At 62.9% G+C, this 16,893-nt stretch carries 13 protein-coding genes; 6 read left to right on the top strand and 7 right to left on the bottom strand.

Features of this window, described 5'->3' with window-relative positions; all coding sequences use genetic code 11:
• Position 1: 1 nt before the first annotated feature.
• The 4 genes from HUK72_RS19280 to HUK72_RS27035 form a co-directional block, all read right to left on the bottom strand.
• Complete coding sequence (locus HUK72_RS19280; protein ID WP_066563142.1) at positions 2 to 772, bottom strand: 3'(2'),5'-bisphosphate nucleotidase CysQ; 771 nt, start codon at positions 770 to 772, stop codon at positions 2 to 4.
• Positions 769 to 2,682, bottom strand: coding sequence for a sulfate adenylyltransferase subunit CysN (gene cysN / locus HUK72_RS19275; RefSeq protein ID WP_176598279.1), 1,914 nt, complete (start codon positions 2,680 to 2,682; stop codon positions 769 to 771). The genes HUK72_RS19280 and cysN overlap by 4 nt, the downstream gene beginning before the upstream one ends.
• A gap of 122 nt (positions 2,683 to 2,804) precedes the next feature.
• Complete coding sequence (gene cysD / locus HUK72_RS19270) at positions 2,805 to 3,722, bottom strand: sulfate adenylyltransferase subunit CysD (RefSeq protein ID WP_066563138.1); 918 nt, start codon at positions 3,720 to 3,722, stop codon at positions 2,805 to 2,807.
• A gap of 294 nt (positions 3,723 to 4,016) precedes the next feature.
• On the bottom strand, positions 4,017 to 4,370 hold the full coding sequence (locus tag HUK72_RS27035; RefSeq protein ID WP_216365586.1) for a hypothetical protein: 354 nt from the start codon (positions 4,368 to 4,370) through the stop codon (positions 4,017 to 4,019).
• Between the two features lie 48 nt (positions 4,371 to 4,418).
• Here HUK72_RS27035 and HUK72_RS19265 point away from each other — a divergent pair, with 48 nt between their 5' ends.
• From HUK72_RS19265 to HUK72_RS19250, 4 genes are all read left to right on the top strand, one after another.
• On the top strand, positions 4,419 to 4,952 hold the full coding sequence (locus tag HUK72_RS19265; RefSeq protein WP_066563955.1) for a helix-turn-helix transcriptional regulator: 534 nt from the start codon (positions 4,419 to 4,421) through the stop codon (positions 4,950 to 4,952).
• 135 nt (positions 4,953 to 5,087) lie between these two features.
• A complete protein-coding gene (locus HUK72_RS19260) occupies positions 5,088 to 6,233 on the top strand; it encodes a sulfotransferase (protein WP_237230104.1) in 1,146 nt (381 codons plus the stop codon).
• A complete protein-coding gene (locus tag HUK72_RS19255; RefSeq protein ID WP_237230102.1) occupies positions 6,220 to 7,398 on the top strand; it encodes a hypothetical protein in 1,179 nt (392 codons plus the stop codon). Before HUK72_RS19260 ends, HUK72_RS19255 begins: the two co-directional genes overlap by 14 nt.
• A gap of 108 nt (positions 7,399 to 7,506) precedes the next feature.
• A complete protein-coding gene (locus tag HUK72_RS19250) occupies positions 7,507 to 8,262 on the top strand; it encodes an SDR family NAD(P)-dependent oxidoreductase (RefSeq protein WP_237230100.1) in 756 nt (251 codons plus the stop codon).
• A gap of 133 nt (positions 8,263 to 8,395) precedes the next feature.
• On the opposite strand, the gene HUK72_RS19245 is transcribed toward HUK72_RS19250, so the two are convergent.
• From HUK72_RS19245 to HUK72_RS19235, 3 genes are all read right to left on the bottom strand, one after another.
• Positions 8,396 to 9,886 (bottom strand): aldehyde dehydrogenase family protein, encoded by a 1,491-nt coding sequence (locus HUK72_RS19245; protein ID WP_066563132.1) that lies wholly within the window; start codon positions 9,884 to 9,886, stop codon positions 8,396 to 8,398.
• Positions 9,883 to 11,505: a GMC family oxidoreductase gene (locus HUK72_RS19240; protein ID WP_102999818.1), complete on the bottom strand. Its 1,623-nt coding sequence runs from the start codon at positions 11,503 to 11,505 to the stop codon at positions 9,883 to 9,885. The genes HUK72_RS19245 and HUK72_RS19240 overlap by 4 nt, the downstream gene beginning before the upstream one ends.
• Positions 11,506 to 11,600: 95 nt before the next feature.
• Positions 11,601 to 12,485: an SMP-30/gluconolactonase/LRE family protein gene (locus HUK72_RS19235; RefSeq protein WP_255325873.1), complete on the bottom strand. Its 885-nt coding sequence runs from the start codon at positions 12,483 to 12,485 to the stop codon at positions 11,601 to 11,603.
• 377 nt (positions 12,486 to 12,862) lie between these two features.
• Between HUK72_RS19235 and HUK72_RS19230 the strand changes: the two genes are divergently transcribed.
• Together HUK72_RS19230 and HUK72_RS19225 are read left to right on the top strand one after the other, a co-directional pair.
• Positions 12,863 to 15,238 carry a TonB-dependent receptor gene (locus HUK72_RS19230; protein ID WP_066563130.1) on the top strand — a complete coding sequence of 792 codons (2,376 nt, stop codon included), beginning with the start codon at positions 12,863 to 12,865 and terminating at the stop codon, positions 15,236 to 15,238.
• Between the two features lie 120 nt (positions 15,239 to 15,358).
• A complete protein-coding gene (locus tag HUK72_RS19225; RefSeq protein ID WP_066563129.1) occupies positions 15,359 to 16,753 on the top strand; it encodes a phosphotransferase in 1,395 nt (464 codons plus the stop codon).
• Positions 16,754 to 16,893 lie beyond the last annotated feature (140 nt).

The following is a 16,893-nucleotide window of genomic DNA, read 5'->3' as shown; positions in this document are numbered from 1 at the left end:
TTCAGTCGGCGACCTGCGTGACCTCCGCGATCAGTTCGAGAATCTGCCCCGCATGCTCCTTGCGGCAGATGAGAAGGTCGGGGAGGTAGACGTCTTGTCTATTGTAGACGAGCGGCGAGCCGTCGATCCGCGAGCAGTGGAGGCCATGGGCGACCGCGACCGCGACCGGGGCCATGCTGTCCCATTCATATTGCCCGCCCGAGTGCAGATAGATATCGGCCTGGCCCAGGATGACCGCCATCGCCTTGGCGCCGGCGCTGCCCATGGGGACCAGCTCCGCCCCCAGCCGTTCCGCGACCGCGACCGCCTCGGCGGCGGGGCGGGTGCGGCTGATCACCATGCGCAGCCTGTCCGGGGCAGGCGGCACGGTGACCGGCTGGTCGGAGCGCAATAGCGTGCCGCCATCCAGACCCGGCAGTGCGACTGCGCCTATGGCAGGCTGCCCGTCGAGGGCCAGACCCACATGCACCGCCCAATCGCTCCGCTCCTCGCCATATTCGCGGGTGCCGTCCACCGGATCGACGATCCACACCCGGCTCATGGCGAGCCGGTCGGCATTGTCCTTCTCCTCCTCGGAGAGCAGGCCGTCCTGCGGCCTGACCTCGCGCAGGGCGTGGCACAGGAACTGGTTCGCCGTCTGGTCCCCCGCCTTGCCCAGCGCCTTGGGGCTGAACAGGCCGCTTTCCCGCACATCGATCAGGATGCGCCCGGCAATCTCCGCCAGATGGGCGGCGAGATCGGCGTCGGTCATGTTTTCCACCGCCGCGCTCATGGGATCAGCCTCGCAACGATGGCATCGGCCGCTTCTTCCGCCGTCATGGCGGTGGTGTCGACGCGGATCTCCGGATCTTCCGGCGCTTCATAGGGGCTGTCGATGCCGGTGAAGTTCTTGAGCTGACCCGTGCGCGCCTTCTTGTAAAGGCCCTTGACGTCACGTGCTTCGGCCTCGGCCAGCGGCGTGTCGATATGCACTTCGACAAACTCGCCCGGCTGCATCATCTGCCGCACCATCTCGCGCTCGGCGCGGAAGGGCGAGATGAAGGCGGTGATGACGATCAGCCCCGCATCGGTCATCAGCTTGGCGACTTCGCCCACGCGGCGGATATTCTCCACCCGGTCGGCATCGGTAAAGCCCAGATCCTTGTTCAGCCCATGACGCACATTGTCGCCGTCGAGCAGGAAGGTATGGCGGTTCATCCGCGCCAGCTTCTTCTCGACAAGGTTGGCGATGGTCGACTTGCCCGCGCCCGAAAGCCCGGTGAACCACAGCACGGCCGGCTTCTGGTTTTTGAGGCCCGCATGGAATTCGCGGGTGACGTCGGTCGCCTGCCAATGGACATTCTGCGCGCGCCGCAGCGAAAAGTGCAGCATCCCCGCCGCCACCGTGGCGTTGGTGATCTTGTCGATCAGAATGAAGCCGCCCAGCGTGCGGTTCGTCTCATAGGGTTCGAACACGATCTGCTTGTCGGTCGACAGGTTGGCGACGCCGATGGCGTTCAGCTCCAGCGTTTTCGCCGCCAGATGCTCCATCGTGTTGACGTTGACCTGATATTTGGGGTGCTGGACCGTGGCGGTGACGGTCTGGGTGCCGATCTTCAGCCAATAGGGGCGGCCGGGCAGCATTTCTTCGTCCGCCATCCAGACGATGGTCGCTTCGAACTGGTCGGCGGCCTGGGGCGGATTGTCCGACGCCGCGATCACGTCGCCGCGCGAACAGTCGATCTCATCGGCGAAGCACAATGTCACCGACTGACCGGCGATCGCTTCGTCCAGATCGCCACCCAGCGTGACGATGCGGCTGATCGTGCTGGTCTTGCCGGAGGGCAGGACGCGGATCGCATCGCCCTTGCGCACCGTGCCGGTCGCGATCTGGCCGGAAAAGCCGCGGAAGTCGAGGTTCGGGCGATTGACCCACTGCACCGCCATGCGGAAGGGCTTTGCCTGATCGGAGACCTGATCGACCTCGACGGTCTCCAGATGCTCGATCAGCGCGGGCCCCTTGTACCAGGGGGTGTTGGCCGACGGGCCGGTGATATTGTCGCCCTTGAAGCCGGAAATGGGCATGGCCGTGAAGGCCTTGATGCCGATCGAGTGGGCGAACTCGGTATAATCCTTGACGATGCCGTCATAGACCGCCTGGTCATAGTCGACCAGGTCCATCTTGTTGATGGCGAGGACGATATTCCTGATGCCGATCAGATGCGCCAGATAGCTGTGGCGGCGGGTTTGCGTCAGCACGCCCTTGCGCGCGTCGATCAGGATGACGGCAAGGTCGGCGGTGGACGCGCCGGTCACCATGTTGCGCGTATATTGTTCATGCCCCGGCGTGTCGGCGACGATGAACTTGCGCTTTTCGGTGGCGAAGAAGCGATAGGCGACGTCGATGGTGATGCCCTGTTCGCGCTCGGCGGCAAGGCCGTCGACCAGCAGAGCGAAGTCGATTTCCTGCCCCTGGGTGCCGACGCGCTTGGAGTCCGCCTCCAGCGCGGCGAGCTGATCCTCGAAGATCATCTTGCTGTCGTAGAGCAGGCGGCCGATCAGCGTCGACTTGCCGTCGTCCACCGATCCGCAGGTGATGAAGCGCAGCATCGTCTTGTGCTCATGCACCTGCAGATACTGGTCGATGTCCTCGGCAATGAGGGCATCGGTCTTGTAGATAGGTTCGTCGAGCGTGTCGGTCATGTCATCTGTCCCGTCATCCCGGCAAAGGCCGGGGTCGCATTGGTCTGGTTCGTATCAGGAGGCGAAAGACCCCAGCCTGCGCTGGGGTTGACGCTTGGGAACGCTTCGCATTCCGTAGTGCGTCAGAAATACCCTTCCTGCTTCTTCTTCTCCATGCCGGCGCCGCCGGCATCCTTGTCGATGGCGCGGCCCTGCCGTTCCGATGTGGTGGTGAGCAGCGTTTCCTGGATGACTTCCGGCAACGTCTTCGCCTTGCTCTCGACCGCGCCGGTCAGCGGATAGCAGCCCAATGTCCGGAACCGGATGGAGCGCATCACCGGCTCCTCTCCAGCCTTCAGCGGGAAGCGTTCGTCATCGACCATCAGCAGCATGCCGTCGCGCTCCACGGTCGGGCGCTCCTGCGCGAAATAGAGCGGCACGATGGGCACGTCGTTCAGATGGATATATTGCCAGATGTCCAGCTCGGTCCAGTTGCTGATCGGGAAGATGCGGATGCTCTCGCCCTTGTTCTTCTTGGCGTTGTAGAGGTTCCACAGCTCCGGCCGCTGGTTCTTGGGGTCCCAGCCGTGGCTGGCGGTGCGGAAGGAGAAGATGCGCTCCTTCGCCCGGCTCTTCTCCTCGTCGCGCCGCGCGCCGCCGAACGCCGCGTCGAAGCCATAGAGGTCGAGCGCCTGCTTCAGGCCTTCCGTCTTCCACATGTCCGTGTGCAGCGCGCCATGATCGAACGGGTTGATCCCGCGCTCCTGCGCTTCGGGGTTGTGATAGACCAGCAGTTCCATCCCCGATTCCCGCGCCATCCGGTCGCGCAGATCGTACATCGCCTGGAACTTCCACGTCGTGTCGACATGCAGCAGCGGAAAGGGCGGCGGCGAGGGGTAGAAGGCCTTGCGCGCCAGATGCAGCATCACCGCCGAATCCTTGCCCACGGAATACAGCATGACGGGCTTTTCGGCCTCCGCAACGACCTCCCGCAATATATGGATGCTCTCCGCCTCCAGGCGCTGGAGATGCGTCAGCCCTATCCGTGGCTCTTTGATCATGAAATTCCTGCCGATAGCAAATGGACACTATCTGCTCGGTAGCAATATAAGGTGTCGATTCCGAGCTATCGATCAGCATTCAAAGTGCCAAATGAATAGCGATTCCGTCAAGGATAGGCTAGTACGATCGTAGCCGATCCGAATGATGATAACAGTAACATCTTGGGTATCTATCGTCAAAAATATGAATATTTCCCGTAACCGCGTATCAGGGAAATCATCCGATTATATTTTTGGAACCAGAAGAGATCGTCCGATAAATCAGCTTCTCCTGATAAGGTCGATCGCCTATCATCACGATAATCCGGAGAGAAGAGAGCGCAGGTAAGGGCCGATATGTCGATAAGACCTTATGACGCTGCCCGTCATGCTGAGGGCACAAGACTGGACTTCATATTCCCGCAGGAATTCGAAACGTCTCTCGAAGCGGCCAAGGCTACAGTTGGTGCCCGCTTTGAAGTCCGGCGGTTTTTCTGGCGGGAACGGAACGAGATCGTCTTCACGCCGCCGTGCAGCTATTTCGAATTGACCCACTTCCCGTCCGTGGGTCGTTATCTCGCTTCTGCCTGCGACTTTTGCGAGCAGGGCGAAGTGCGCTTTTATCCGGCCGCGCGTCCGTTCCAAATGCATTGGCAGGAACGCGAGCAAAGATCGCTATTTTGCAGAATAGATATTCCCGCGATTACCGGATTGCCGATGGAACTTTCCGATCAACAACTGCGCGACACCATAGACATGCGCAATCCCCACGTCAGGGCGCTGCTTCTAAGGGCGCAGCAGGAACTGGTGGCGCCGGGGCTGTGTTCGCAACTCGTTCTGGATTCGATCAGCGTCGGGCTTGCAGCCGAAATGGTGCAGCAATTCGGCCCGGAAACGCAAGCCGAATTCACCAGTCGCCGGACGTTCGACCAGCGCTATCTGGCCGGCCTTGTCGCACATATCCGGGAGCAGCCCGGCAGGGTCGAGATCGGGCAGTTGGCGGCGGAACGCGGCATCAGCGTCCGTCATTATGAACGCCTGTTCCGCGCCGCGACGGGCGAAAGTCCCGCAGCCTTTTGTCGCCGTCATATGCTGGCTCTGGCAAAGGACTTGCTGATGGACCGATCGCTTCTGGTCAAGGAGATCGCCTATCGCTGCGGTTTTGCCAATACGGCAAGTTTCAGTGTGGCCTTCCGCCAGATGGAGGGCTGTTCGCCGCAGCAGTTCCGCGACCGGCTTTTGATCCACTGACGCCCATTGGTGTAGCCGCAATTTTCGACATCTGTTTCCGATAGGCGACATCGAGGCCGCCTGCGCTTTTCATCGGTGCCCGGACCGGTCATCCTGCCCAAAATGGTCGTCAGACCGGTTTGAGAGAGGATGGCAATGACATTTGGATTTCCGGACGCGGACGCGCTGCTGGCGCAATATCCGCTGCCTGATTATTTACGGGACAATGTGCGGCCGGGGCTCGAACAACTGCTCGCCTCGATGGAGGAAGACCGGGCACTCAACGCCAATGGCCATGCCCGGGCGCTGCATATCATCGCCGATGACTTGTCCCGGCTGAAGGCGATCGCCGACGATCGGGCGCGCTATCCCAACATTGCCAATGTCGAAATCAGGCAGCCGCTTTTCATCCTCGGCCTGCCCCGGTGCGGCACCAGTTTCCTGCACGCCCTGATGGAAGGCGACCCGCAGATCCGCACGCCGCTGATGTGGGAAGTGGCCGAGCCATCGCCCCCGCCCGAAGCCGCAACCGCCGATACGGACCCGCGCATCGCCCGTTTCGACGAACATCTGCGCGCGCAACTGGGCGGTGATGCCGACGAATTGCTCAAAGCCCATCCGCTCGGCGCCAAGATCCCGCAAGAATGCGGATCGTTCATGACGACGTCGTTTCAGAGCAGCAATCCGTGCATGTTCCAGCATCTTCCCCGCTTCTACGACTGGTTCAAGGGCATCGACGCGACCTTTCGTTACGAGGTCCATAAGATGTGGCTTCAGCATCTGGGCTGGCGGCATCCCGGCAGGCATTGGGTGCTCAAGATTCAGGAGCATATGTATAAGCTCCCGGCGCTGCGCCACGTCTATCCCGATGCGATCTTCATCCAGCCGCATCGCGACCCGACCACCGTCATCGCCTCCATCTCCCAACTGATCAGCGTCATCCGTGGGCCCTCCTACGACCGGCTCGACCTGCATGCGCTGGGTGCCGAATTTCTGCAACTCTGGTGGGACGGGGTGAAGTGCTGCATGGATTACCGCAAGGCGCATCCGGACCTGCCGATTTACGACATGCGCTACAAGGATCTCGTTGCCGACCCGGTTTCGACCATCCGGGCCGCCTATCACCATTTCGGCTGGGATTTCACGCCGGACTCGGAAAAAGGCATTCTGGGCTGGCTGCGGGAGAATCCGGCGGGCAAGCATGGGCCGCGCAGCTATACGCTGGCCGATTATGGCCTGACCGCCGAACAGGTGAGCGACAGGTTCGCCGAATATATTGAGACCTACCATGCCTATCTCTAATACGTCCCAGTGGCGCGCCTGGCTGGAGCAGATGGCGGGGGCGGAAAGCGTGCTGGACAGGCTGGCCGATCCCGATGATCCACAGGCCCGGGCCGAGGCGCACCGCCTGTTCTTCGCCATCCTCGCCACCGGCTATCAGACGGCCTTCGCCGATCCCGATCATCCCGATTTCGTGCCGTCGGTCAGCAGCGTGCTGAACACGGTCGGGGTCAATCCCGACTTCATCTATGGCGCGGCGCGGATCGACGGCAGCGGCGTTTACAGGTTGTCCGGCACGCGCGGGGATGGGGTTTTCGTGTTTCTCGATCTGGTCGCGGGCGGTCTGGGACCGATGGAGGATATGGGGGCTTCGGTGGGCATGATCGATCTGGATGCCTGCACATTGGGACCGGACGGCGCATTCGACATCCTGTTGGGCGGCGAGCGGCCGGAGGGTCATGCGGGCGACTGGTTCCCGCTCGACCCGCGCGCGGTCACCATTGGTCTGCGCCATGCCTATTATGACTGGGGCGCGGGGCGCGATCTGCGCATCGCGATCGAACGGGTCGACCGGCGCGTGGGCGGCGGTCCCGTGCCCGCGGCCGAGATCGCCCATCGGCTCGATCGCCTGTCGGCCTTCGTCGAACGCTATGCCGCATTCGCCTTGGGCTATGGTCAGCGACAGCGGGCGCAGGGCTTCGTCAACAGGCTGGAATATGACGACTGGGCCGGTCGCGGCGGCGTTGCCGGGCAGCATTATTATCAAGGCATCTTCCGGCTGGAACCGGGGGAAGCGATGATCATCGATACGGCGGTGCCCGATCAGGTGCGCTATTGGAACGTGCAGCTCAACGATCCACTGTGGAACACGATCGACTGGATCAACCATCAGAGCAGCCTCAACGCAGCGCAGGCGCGGCTCGACGGCGACGGCCGCTTCCGCGCCGTCATCGCACTGGACGATCCGGGCGTGCCCAACTGGCTCGATCCGGCAGGCCGCAACGAAGGGTCGCTGATGCTGCGCTGGACCGGCGCGAGTTCCGGGCCGGAGCCGACGCTCAGACTCGTGCCCGCGGCAGAGCTTCGGTCGCATCTTCCCGGCGACACGCCGCTGGTCACGCCGGAGCAGAGGGACGAGATGATCCGTAACCGTCGGCGTGGCGCGCAATGGCGACGGCGCTGGTGACGGGATCGACCCCATCCGGCGAAAGGTTGGCCGCGTCGTAATCACCGATATGACAGGCGTTCAGCGCGGCATCTTTTGATCCCGCCGCCGCCCCGTTTGGGAAAGACTATGCGGATGGACTTTGCAGGCAAGGTCGTACTGGTCACCGGCGCCGGGTCGGGCCTGGGCCGGGCGGCGAGTCTCGCCTTTGCTCGGGAAGGCGCGGCACTGTGCCTTGTCGGGCGCAGCCGGGCCAAGCTGGAAGAGACCGGGCGGTTGATCCGCGACGCGGGTGGCCGATGTGTCGAACTGGCTTGCGATCTTGGCGAGCCGCGTGGCTGTAGGGAGGCGATCGAAGCGGCGATGACGGCGTTCGGCCGGCTGGACGTGCTGTGCAATATCGCCGCCGATGTCATGTTTCACCGCTTGTTGGACATCAAGGAAGAGGAATGGCACCGGACCATCGCCTCGAACCTGTCCGGTCCCTTCTTTCTCATGCAGGCGGCCATGCCGCACCTGATCGAGAGCAAGGGCAATATCGTCTGTGTGGCCTCGACCGCCGGTTTCATGGGGCAGGCCTATCTGGCGCCTTATACCGCCTCCAAATTCGGACTGGTCGGTCTGACGCTGTCGCTCGCGATGGAGATGATGGACAGTCCCGTGCGGATCAACGTCCTCTCGCCCGGCCCGATGCGGACGGAAATGACGCAGGGCATGTCCTTCCCCGATTTCGCCGATCCCCGGCTGCTCGCGCGCTACACGGGCATGCGCCCGCCCTGTCCGCCCGAGGATGTGGCCGAACCGCTTCTGTTCCTTGCGTCCGATCGCGCGCGTCATGTGCATGGCGCCTGCTGGGCGGTCGACGGCGGCATTACCGCCGGCTAGAGCGTTTTCGAAGCGGGTGGAAACGCCAGTTCGGCCAAGCCAATCACCTGCTGGCTCGGAAAACGCGTCAAATCAAAAGACTAGAGCAATCGAGCCGATGCAATCGGATCGGAATCTGCTCTAGGCAGCTTCTCTATCCTCCGATGGGATAGAAGACCGACTTCTGATTTTGATATTCGTGCAGCCAGTCCGGACCATATTCCCGTCCGATGCCGGAGCGCTTGTAGCCGCCGATTGGCGCATAGGTCATCCGCCCGGTCCCGCCATTGAGCATGACGCTGCCCGCGCGGATCTGCATCGCCATCTCATAGCCCTTGGCGGCGTCGGCGGTTTCGATGCCGCCATTCAGGCCATAGCGGGAATCGTTGGCGATGCGGATCGCCTCTTCGTCGCTATCGAAACCGATGATGCAGCCGACCGGACCGAACACCTCTTCCTGGGCAATCGTCATGCTGTTGTCGACATCGTCGAAGATCGTGATGTCCGTGAAGAAACCCTTGTCGAGGCCCGCCGGACGCCCGCCGCCATGCACGATCCGCGCCCCTTCGTCGCGGCCGATGGCGATCAGCCTTTCGACCTTTTCCCGCTGGGATTCGCGGATCAGCGGCCCCATCGCCACGCCGGGATCGGCAGGATCGCCGATCCTGAACTGGCTGGCGATGGCGCAGGCGGTTTCGACGAACGCCTTCCTGATGCTGTTATGGACGACGAGGCGCGTGAGCAGGGCGCAACCCTGGCCCGCATTGACCGAGAGTACCGCGACCGCCATGCCCGCGGCGCGGGCGACGTCGGCATCCTGACGGACGATCAGCGCGGACTTGCCGCCCAGTTCGAGGTGCACGCGCTTCAATGTCGGTGCGGCTTGCGCCATGATCGCGGCGCCCACCCCTTCGGAACCCGTGAAGGTAACAAGGTCGACGCACGGATCGCTGGTCAGGGTCGTGCCGACCTCCGGTCCACCGGTCACGATGTTCAGCACGCCTTTGGGCAGGCCGATCTCTTCGGCAATCTCCCCGAACAGCAGCGCGGAAAAGGGTGTGAAGGGCGACGGCTTCAGCACCATCGTATTGCCGGCGAGCAACGCGGGCACGATCTTCGCCAGATTGATGAGGAAAGGGAAATTATAGCCGGTGATGGCTGCGACGACGCCCACCGGCTCGCGCACCACGGTGGTCCCGCCTATTTTCTTCGGCCCGTCGGGGTTGAAGGGATCGGGGGTGATGTCGATGGGCAGGCGGACGCTGTCGTCGCGCGTCGAATGTTCGACGGCGGCCAGCAAATGGTCGAGCGGATTGGCGACCTGCATGCCCTGGGTGATGCCCTGCGAACAGCCGACTTCCGCGACGATCAGCGCCGCGATCTGCTGCCTGCGGGCATCCAGGGCGGCATGCATCCGGCGCAGGTACGTGGCGCGCTCGGACATGGCCATGCGCGGCCAGATGCCCGTGTCGAACGCATCGCGCGCGGCCGCGATCGCGGCCTGCACGGCGGCGGCATTGCCCACCGGCGCGCGACCGATGACCGCTTCGGTGGCGGGGTTGATGATAGCGTCGCGTTCGCTCCCGCTATCGACCCAGGCGCCATCGATATACAGCTTGTCGAATGCGGTGAAAGACACGGTCATAGGGCAGGGTCCTGACTGGGCCGCAGGATCATGTCCGCGGCGTTGAGCGCGATGGCCATGGCCGGCGCATTGGTATTGCCCGACACGATGGTCGGCATGATGGAGGTATCGACCACGCGCAGGCCGGTGACGCCGCGCACGCGAAGTTGCGGGTCGACGACGGAGGCTTCATCCGCGCCCATGCGGCACGTCCCGCAAATGTGGAAGGATGTGCCGCCAAGCGCCATGGCGTTGGCAAGAATGTTCTCGTCCGCCTCTATACCGACGGTCTTTCCTGTTTCCTCGACGATCCAGTCTTTCAGCGCGGGTTGTTGCGCAAGGCAGCGGAGCCAGCGAAACAGGGCGACGAAATGGCTCCGGTCGGCATCGGTGGCCAGATGATTGGCGTCGATGACCGGCGGGACATCCGGATCGGCCGAGCTTATCCTGACATGGCCCTGGCTGTCGGGCCGCATATAATAGGCGATGACGGTCATGCCGGGATAGGGGTCGAGCGCCACCGCCCCCTTGTCGTCCGTGTGAAAGGAATAGAGGCCCAGGCCGACCTGCGCGTCGGGCCGGTCGAGCGTGGCATCGGTCTTGACGAAGCCGCCCACCTCATGCGCCGCATGGGTCAGCGGACCTTTCGATCCGAAAGCATAGCGCAAAGCCGACATGATGAGGCCCAGGCCGGACAGTTTCTGGTTCAGGCTGTTCCTCCGAACCCTGTAGGTAAAGCCCAGATAGCGATGTTCGCGAAGGTTGGCGCCGACGCCGGGCGCATCGACGACGATCGGGATGCCGAGCGATTCAAGCAGGGCGCGGGGACCGATGCCCGACAATTGCAGCAGCTTGGGGCTCTGCACCGCGCCTGCGGAGAGGATGATCTCCTGCCGTGCCGCGACCTCATGCACGCCATCCTTGTTGCGCAGCAGGATGCCGCTCGCCCGCTGCCCGTCGAACAGGATGCGCAGGACGTCGGTACGCGGCACGACGTCCAGATTCGGCCGGCCTCGCACGGGCTTGAGAAAGGCGCGGGAAGCGGAGAAGCGCTTGCCGCGATAGGTAGATGTCGGCTGATAGGCCATGCCGCCCTCGGACACGGCCGGCATGTCGTTCATGTCATCCACCCGTTGCGTCCCGGCCTGCTCGGCGGCGGTCAGGAACGCTTCGCAAAGCGGGTCGCCGGAAGGGTGGACGCTGATCTTGAGCGGGCCGCCGGCGCCGCGCCACGCCTTGGCGCCCAGCACATGGTCCTCCAGCGTCACGAAATGCTGGCCCATCCTCTGCCAGCCCCAGCCGGTGCAGCCTGCCGCTTCCCAGCCGTCGTAATCGGCCGGAGCGCCCCGCACATAGACCATGCCGTTAATCGAACTGGACCCGCCCACCGCGCGGCCCTTCAGCCATATTTCCTGGGGTGCGTTCCCGCCGGGCGAAACGGCGTAATCCCAGACATGGGGATTGCCCGGCGCCAGCAGCTTGCCGATGCCGCGGGGCATGGCGATCAACGGGCTGCTGTCGTCCGGTCCCGCCTCCACCAGCAGAACCCTGACGGTCGGGTCGGCCGACAGACGATTGGCCAGCACGCAGCCGGAAGAACCCGCTCCCACGATGATATAGTCATAGCAATCAGCCGGCATGTTCGCTCTTTTCTCAGGCATGTCGCGATGAAACAGCAATGCGGGCCCTGGCTGACCTGCCAGACGGCAGGGCGGCGCTGTTCGACCTGAGCAGGTCAGCCGAATGCCAGGGGCAGGCCGGGCACGTCCCAGTCGAAACATATGACCTTGCCGGAACTGCCCAGCGTGACGAAGGCCACGCGCCCGTCCGCGCCGCCAAAGCAGATATTGGTCGTCAGAAAGTCGCCCGTTTCGATCTGCTCGGGCGTTCCGCCTTCCGGCGGGAAGATCAGTATCGCGCCCTCGCCGGGCGAGGCGCAGCAGATGCGTCCGGCGCTGTCCACGGCCAGACTGTCGAGATATTGACCGGGGCCGGCCCGGCCGACGATGCTGTGCCCGTCCGGGGAGGGCGACGCCGATTTATCGATCACGCCGGGCGCCGACAACCGATAGCGCAGCAGATGCGCCTCATAGGTGAGGGCGACGTAGAGAGTGCGTCCATCGGGCGAGAGGCCGACGCCATTCGCCCCGTCCAATGGTCCGGCGGCCAGCCGAATCTCCGACCCGTCCGCCCTGGCATAATAAAGCCCGCCCCGCATTCGCGCCGCGCCGCGATCCCTACCGAAATCGGTGAACCAGAAGCCCCCCTCTGCATCGAAGACAAGATCATTCGGTCCCCAGAAGGGCGTTGCTTCGGTGGATGCGTATAAGGTTTCGAAGGCGCCGCTGGCCGGATCGACGACCTGGATCATGCCGGGCGGCGTATCGAGAGGCGCCTCGATCGGCAGAAGCCCGCCATCTGGCAGGGTCATTTTGCCGAAGCCACCATTGTTGCAGACATAGATGCGCCCGTCAGGACCGATCGCCGCGCCATTGGGACCGCCGCCCAGATCGGCCATAGTGGTGCGCGCGCCGTCCGGGCCAAGGCGGGACAGGCGGCCGCCGAGCACCTCCACCAATATGAGGCTACCATCGGGCTGCGCGATCGGTCCCTCTGGCATCAGCAGTCCGCTTGCAAAACAGGTCATCTCGTCCTTTCCCATTAGGGGCCGACGGCATCTGCGGACCGTGCGCCGCCCTCAAATCTGGTGGATATCGGCATGATCGGACATCGGACCCACCTTTCGACAGGTAATTGAAGGCGCGAATTGGCGTCATATCCGCCGCACACCCGATCCATGGGGAAAATGCCGAGAGGATAGCGACGTGGCTCGCAGGCAGATTTGCATAGGCGACAATCCGGAAAGTGCGGTCGGCGACGGGAACTGACCGGCGGCAGGCGGCAACGACCATGCTGCCAACCTACAGAGGCGGAAGGCCGGCAACAGACCGGCTCTCAATCAGAACGGTCATCCTTTGACCATCAGGGAGAAGAAGAATGAAGGGAATACGGGGTTTCATACTGCCATTGGGCCTGTTGCTGACGACGTCGCAGACGGCATTGGCGCAGTCGTCCACCGCTGCGCCGCAGGAGGGCGCTACCAGCGACATCGTGGTGACCGCGCGCCGCACCGCCGAGAATATTCAGGAGACGCCGGTTTCCGTCGTGGCTTTCGGGGCGGATTCGCTGCGGCAGGCCAATATCCGCGATACGCAGGATCTGCTGATCAAGACGCCGGGCGTTTTCCTGGCCGGGTCGGGCGGGCGCGAAAACACCAATTTCTCCATCCGGGGTCAGTCCAAGGCGCTGGCCGGCAACAGCGCGCCGGGCGTCATCAGCTATTTCGCCGAAGTGCCTTCCCCCACCACAGGTTCCAGCATCCCGACCTACGACCTGTCCTCGGTTCAGGTGCTCAAGGGGCCGCAGGGGACATTGTTTGGCCGCAACACGACCGGCGGCGCGATCCTCTATTATCCGACCGCGCCGGACTATAAGCTGGGGGGATATGCCAAGGCGTCCTACGGCAATTACGACGCCCGGCTGCTGGAAGCCGCACTCAATATACCCCTGACATCGGATACGCTGGCCATCCGCATCGCCGGTCAGATCCAGAAACGCGACGGCTGGACCAGGAATATCGGTATCGGCGGCGACCCCGACGATCTCAACTCGCGTGCGATCCGCGGATCGATCCTGTTCGAGCCGAGCGCCGCGTTCCGCAACACGGTCATTGTCGACTATTATCACAATGAAGCGGTCGGCGGCGCGTCCGTGCTGACCGATGTGCTGCCCGGTCCCAACGGGCTGACGGCGACGGGCACGGCCAATGCAGCGCTGGTCCAGTTGGCGTTGCAGCGCGCACGCGGTCCGCGCGTGATCAATTCGGACGTCGATGCGTTCGAAAGGGTCAAGCGTTTTGGTATTACCAATCGGACTGAATTCGATCTGTCCGACGACATCACTTTCCTCAATATCTTCGGCTATCGGCGCACCAAGATCGACTATTATTCCAGTGTCGACGGATTGCCGACATTGATCGCCGACGGCAGCGGCGCGATCCCCGCCGGGCTTCCGGTGACAATCGTCGGCGGCCGTCAGACATCCGATGTTCGGCAGCTCAGCGACGAAGTGCAGGTGAAGGGATCGGCACTCGGCAATCGCCTCGACTGGCTGGTCGGCGCCTTCTACCTTGACAGCAAGCCGCTCGGGCCGTCGGGCACCTATATTCCCGTCTTCATCCTGCCCGGTATTACCGATGCGCGCTTCAACTACAGTTTCTACAGCGAAAAGAGCCGGGCGCTGTTCGGCAATGTCAATTATGAGATCGCGGACGGGCTGCACGTCAATCTGGGCGTGCGCCACACCTGGGACAAGATCGAGGCCTGCGTCGGCGGCGGCCTTAATAACCAGCCCGTCGTTTCGCCCGAAGAATGCGCGGACGGGGCGGCAACTATCCGCAATTCGAGCGTCAACAAAACCTCGTCCAAGGCGCTGACCTGGCAGCTGGGCGTCGACTGGAAGGCGTCGGATGCGATCTTCCTCTATGCGGTCACCCGCCGGGGCTATCGCGCGGGCGGAATCAACAGTCCCACGCTGGCCGGCAGGCTGGCGCCGTTCCAGTCCTTCGCACCGGAAAAGGTGACGGATGTGGAGGTCGGTATCCGCTCCGACTTCACCATGGGCGACGTCAAGCTCCAGTTCAACGCGTCGCCTTTTGTCGGCTGGTATAATAATGTGCAGGTGCCGATTTCCGGCCTCAATACGCAGGCAAGTTGCAGCACGACGGCCGCCGGTGGCACGAACCCGCCAAAATCACCGGACGGCGATTGCGACGCCAGCAACGATCCGAGCGGCGGGACGCTGCTCGTCAATGCCGGCAAAACCCGTGTCGCGGGCATTGACCTTTCGACCCGGATTCAGCCGACGTCGACATTGTCATTCGACGCGGGGGCGACCTTCCTCGACCTCAAGTCGCGGTCGCTGACGGTGCCTGCCGCACTGCAATCCTATCTCGCAGCGCTCAAGGTGCCGTTCAATCTGGTCGCGAAGACGACGGTGACCGCCGGGCTGCGCTGGACGCTGCCCGTACCGCGCTCGCTTGCGGAAACGGTGGTCAGCATGGACTATTACCATTCGAGTAAAGTCCGCTCCTCCGATCAGGTTCTGCCCGCCTATGATCTGGTCAACGGACGGCTGGACCTGAACGGCGTGGGCGGCAGCAATGCCGACATCAGCTTTTTCGTGCGCAACCTGTTCGACAAGAAATATCTGGCTTCGAGCAATGTCGGATCAGCGGCGCTTGGCATATTCAGCGGGTTTTATGGAGCCCCGCGCACCTATGGCGTGGAGGTTCGCTATCGGTTCGGCGACTGACCGCAAGAGTTGAGGACGGTGCGTCAGTCTCGTCCTGTCCGCAAAGGCCAGCGCGGCCCAACGAAGGCGGATGACGCACCGGCCATAATGGACAGGGCAGGATTATGGGGAGGACCGTCGATGGCGCAGACCGAAGCCGATCAGGATCAGGCCGAAAGCCGCGAACAGCTCAGCCGATGGCTTGAGGATGTGCTGGGCTGTTCTGAGGTCATGCTGGAAAAGCAACGGCGCTGGCGTCCGGTCTGGCGCGCCAGCGTGCAGCAGAATGGTGTGAAGCGCGACTTTCTGCTCAAGGGCGACCGTACCTGGCCGACCCATCCCTATCCGCTCGATTATGAAATGCGCATGCAGCGGGCGCTGCATGAAAATGGCGTCCCCATTCCCGCCATATTGGGCATGTGCGACCAGCCCAACACCATCGTGATGGAATGGATAGAAGGTGGGCGGGACCCCGGCCTGGTTCAGCAGGCGATCGAAAGCGCATCGGTCATGACCGACGATCGGTGGGCCGCATCCCTGCGCTATATGGAGATATTGGCGGACATACATCGTCTTCCAAGTCGCCCCTTCGTCGAAGGGGGAGCCCATTTGCCGCAGGGGCCGCGCGAGATTGCCCTGCACAATTTCGAGCGCTTTCATGCCATGACGGCAGAGCAGGGCATCACCGATCCGCTGCTGGAATTTTGCGCAGGCTGGCTGCGCCGTAATTATCCCCGGCATCGGGAATCCATTTCCTTCGTCACGGGCGATTGCGGCCAGTTCCTTTCGGACGGCGCCCAGGTCACCGGCATATTGGATGTGGAAATCGGTCATCTGGGCGATCCCATGCGCGATCTCGCCTGCTTCCGGGGACGCCATCCGATCGAGAATATGGGCGACGTCGCCGCATTGTTCCATCACTATGAACGCGCGATCGGCGTGCCGCTCGATTATGACGCAATCGCTTATCACACCGTCTCTTTCCTGGCCGAAGCCATTTATGGTCCCCTGTTCGGGCTTCATGAAACGGGACGCGGCGGCGACTGGGTCGAGGCGGCGGTGCAGGTTCCGATGATCGGACGGCGCTGCATGGAGGCTTTGGCCGAGATATTGGGCATGACGCTCGATGACATCGCGCTCCCGCCGCCCGCCGCCATCGACCAGAACGATCTGGCGCTCCAGAAATTGCAGGCGGAAATCGAGCGCCTGCCGGAAAGCGGATCGTTACAGGGTTGGCAACGTAACATTCTCGCATCCATACCGCACTATCTCCGGGATCAGCTGCGCTATCGGGACTGGCTGCGGGACGAGGATGGCAAGGATATCGAGGCGCTGCTCGGTACAGCCTATGCCGATCCGGTCGAGGGTGAGGCCGCATTGATGCGCTTCATCGAAAAGAGCAAGCCAGCCGATGATATCGCCCTGACGCGTTTCTTCCACCGAAGGACGCTGCGGCATTGTCTGGTCATCGCGGGGCCTGGCGCGCCCGCCGATCATCTGGTTCTGGTGCCCATGGAGCCGCTGCGGCGGGATTAGGCGTGTGGGTATTGAATATGCCCGCATGGGCGTCTGGCCAGCCCGAGGGATGGTACCTATCCGACGATATGTGCTTCGTCCCGCAGATTGAGCGATCAGGGAGTAGCTGGTCTGGGCAATCAGTATATGCTTGCCCAATC

It is taken from the genome of Sphingobium sp. 15-1 (assembly GCF_013375535.1).
GTDB lineage: Bacteria > Pseudomonadota > Alphaproteobacteria > Sphingomonadales > Sphingomonadaceae > Sphingobium > Sphingobium aromaticivastans.
The sequence above is the reverse complement of the archived record's forward strand: the minus strand, read 5'-3'. Positions and strand labels throughout refer to the sequence as shown.

Excerpts from the sequence above, each read along its gene's own strand:
- HUK72_RS19280 (WP_066563142.1), bottom strand. The coding sequence starts at position 772 with ATGAGCGCGGCGGTGGAAAACATGACCGACGCCGATCTCGCCGCCCAT.
- cysN (WP_176598279.1), bottom strand. The coding sequence starts at position 2,682 with ATGACCGACACGCTCGACGAACCTATCTACAAGACCGATGCCCTCATT.
- cysD (WP_066563138.1), bottom strand. The coding sequence starts at position 3,722 with ATGATCAAAGAGCCACGGATAGGGCTGACGCATCTCCAGCGCCTGGAG.
- HUK72_RS19265 (WP_066563955.1), top strand. The coding sequence starts at position 4,419 with ATGGAACTTTCCGATCAACAACTGCGCGACACCATAGACATGCGCAAT.
- HUK72_RS19260 (WP_237230104.1), top strand. The coding sequence starts at position 5,088 with ATGACATTTGGATTTCCGGACGCGGACGCGCTGCTGGCGCAATATCCG.
- HUK72_RS19255 (WP_237230102.1), top strand. The coding sequence starts at position 6,220 with ATGCCTATCTCTAATACGTCCCAGTGGCGCGCCTGGCTGGAGCAGATG.
- HUK72_RS19250 (WP_237230100.1), top strand. The coding sequence starts at position 7,507 with ATGCGGATGGACTTTGCAGGCAAGGTCGTACTGGTCACCGGCGCCGGG.
- HUK72_RS19245 (WP_066563132.1), bottom strand. The coding sequence starts at position 9,886 with ATGACCGTGTCTTTCACCGCATTCGACAAGCTGTATATCGATGGCGCC.
- HUK72_RS19240 (WP_102999818.1), bottom strand. The coding sequence starts at position 11,505 with ATGCCGGCTGATTGCTATGACTATATCATCGTGGGAGCGGGTTCTTCC.
- HUK72_RS19235 (WP_255325873.1), bottom strand. The coding sequence starts at position 12,485 with ATGCCAGAGGGACCGATCGCGCAGCCCGATGGTAGCCTCATATTGGTG.
- HUK72_RS19230 (WP_066563130.1), top strand. The coding sequence starts at position 12,863 with ATGAAGGGAATACGGGGTTTCATACTGCCATTGGGCCTGTTGCTGACG.
- HUK72_RS19225 (WP_066563129.1), top strand. The coding sequence starts at position 15,359 with ATGGCGCAGACCGAAGCCGATCAGGATCAGGCCGAAAGCCGCGAACAG.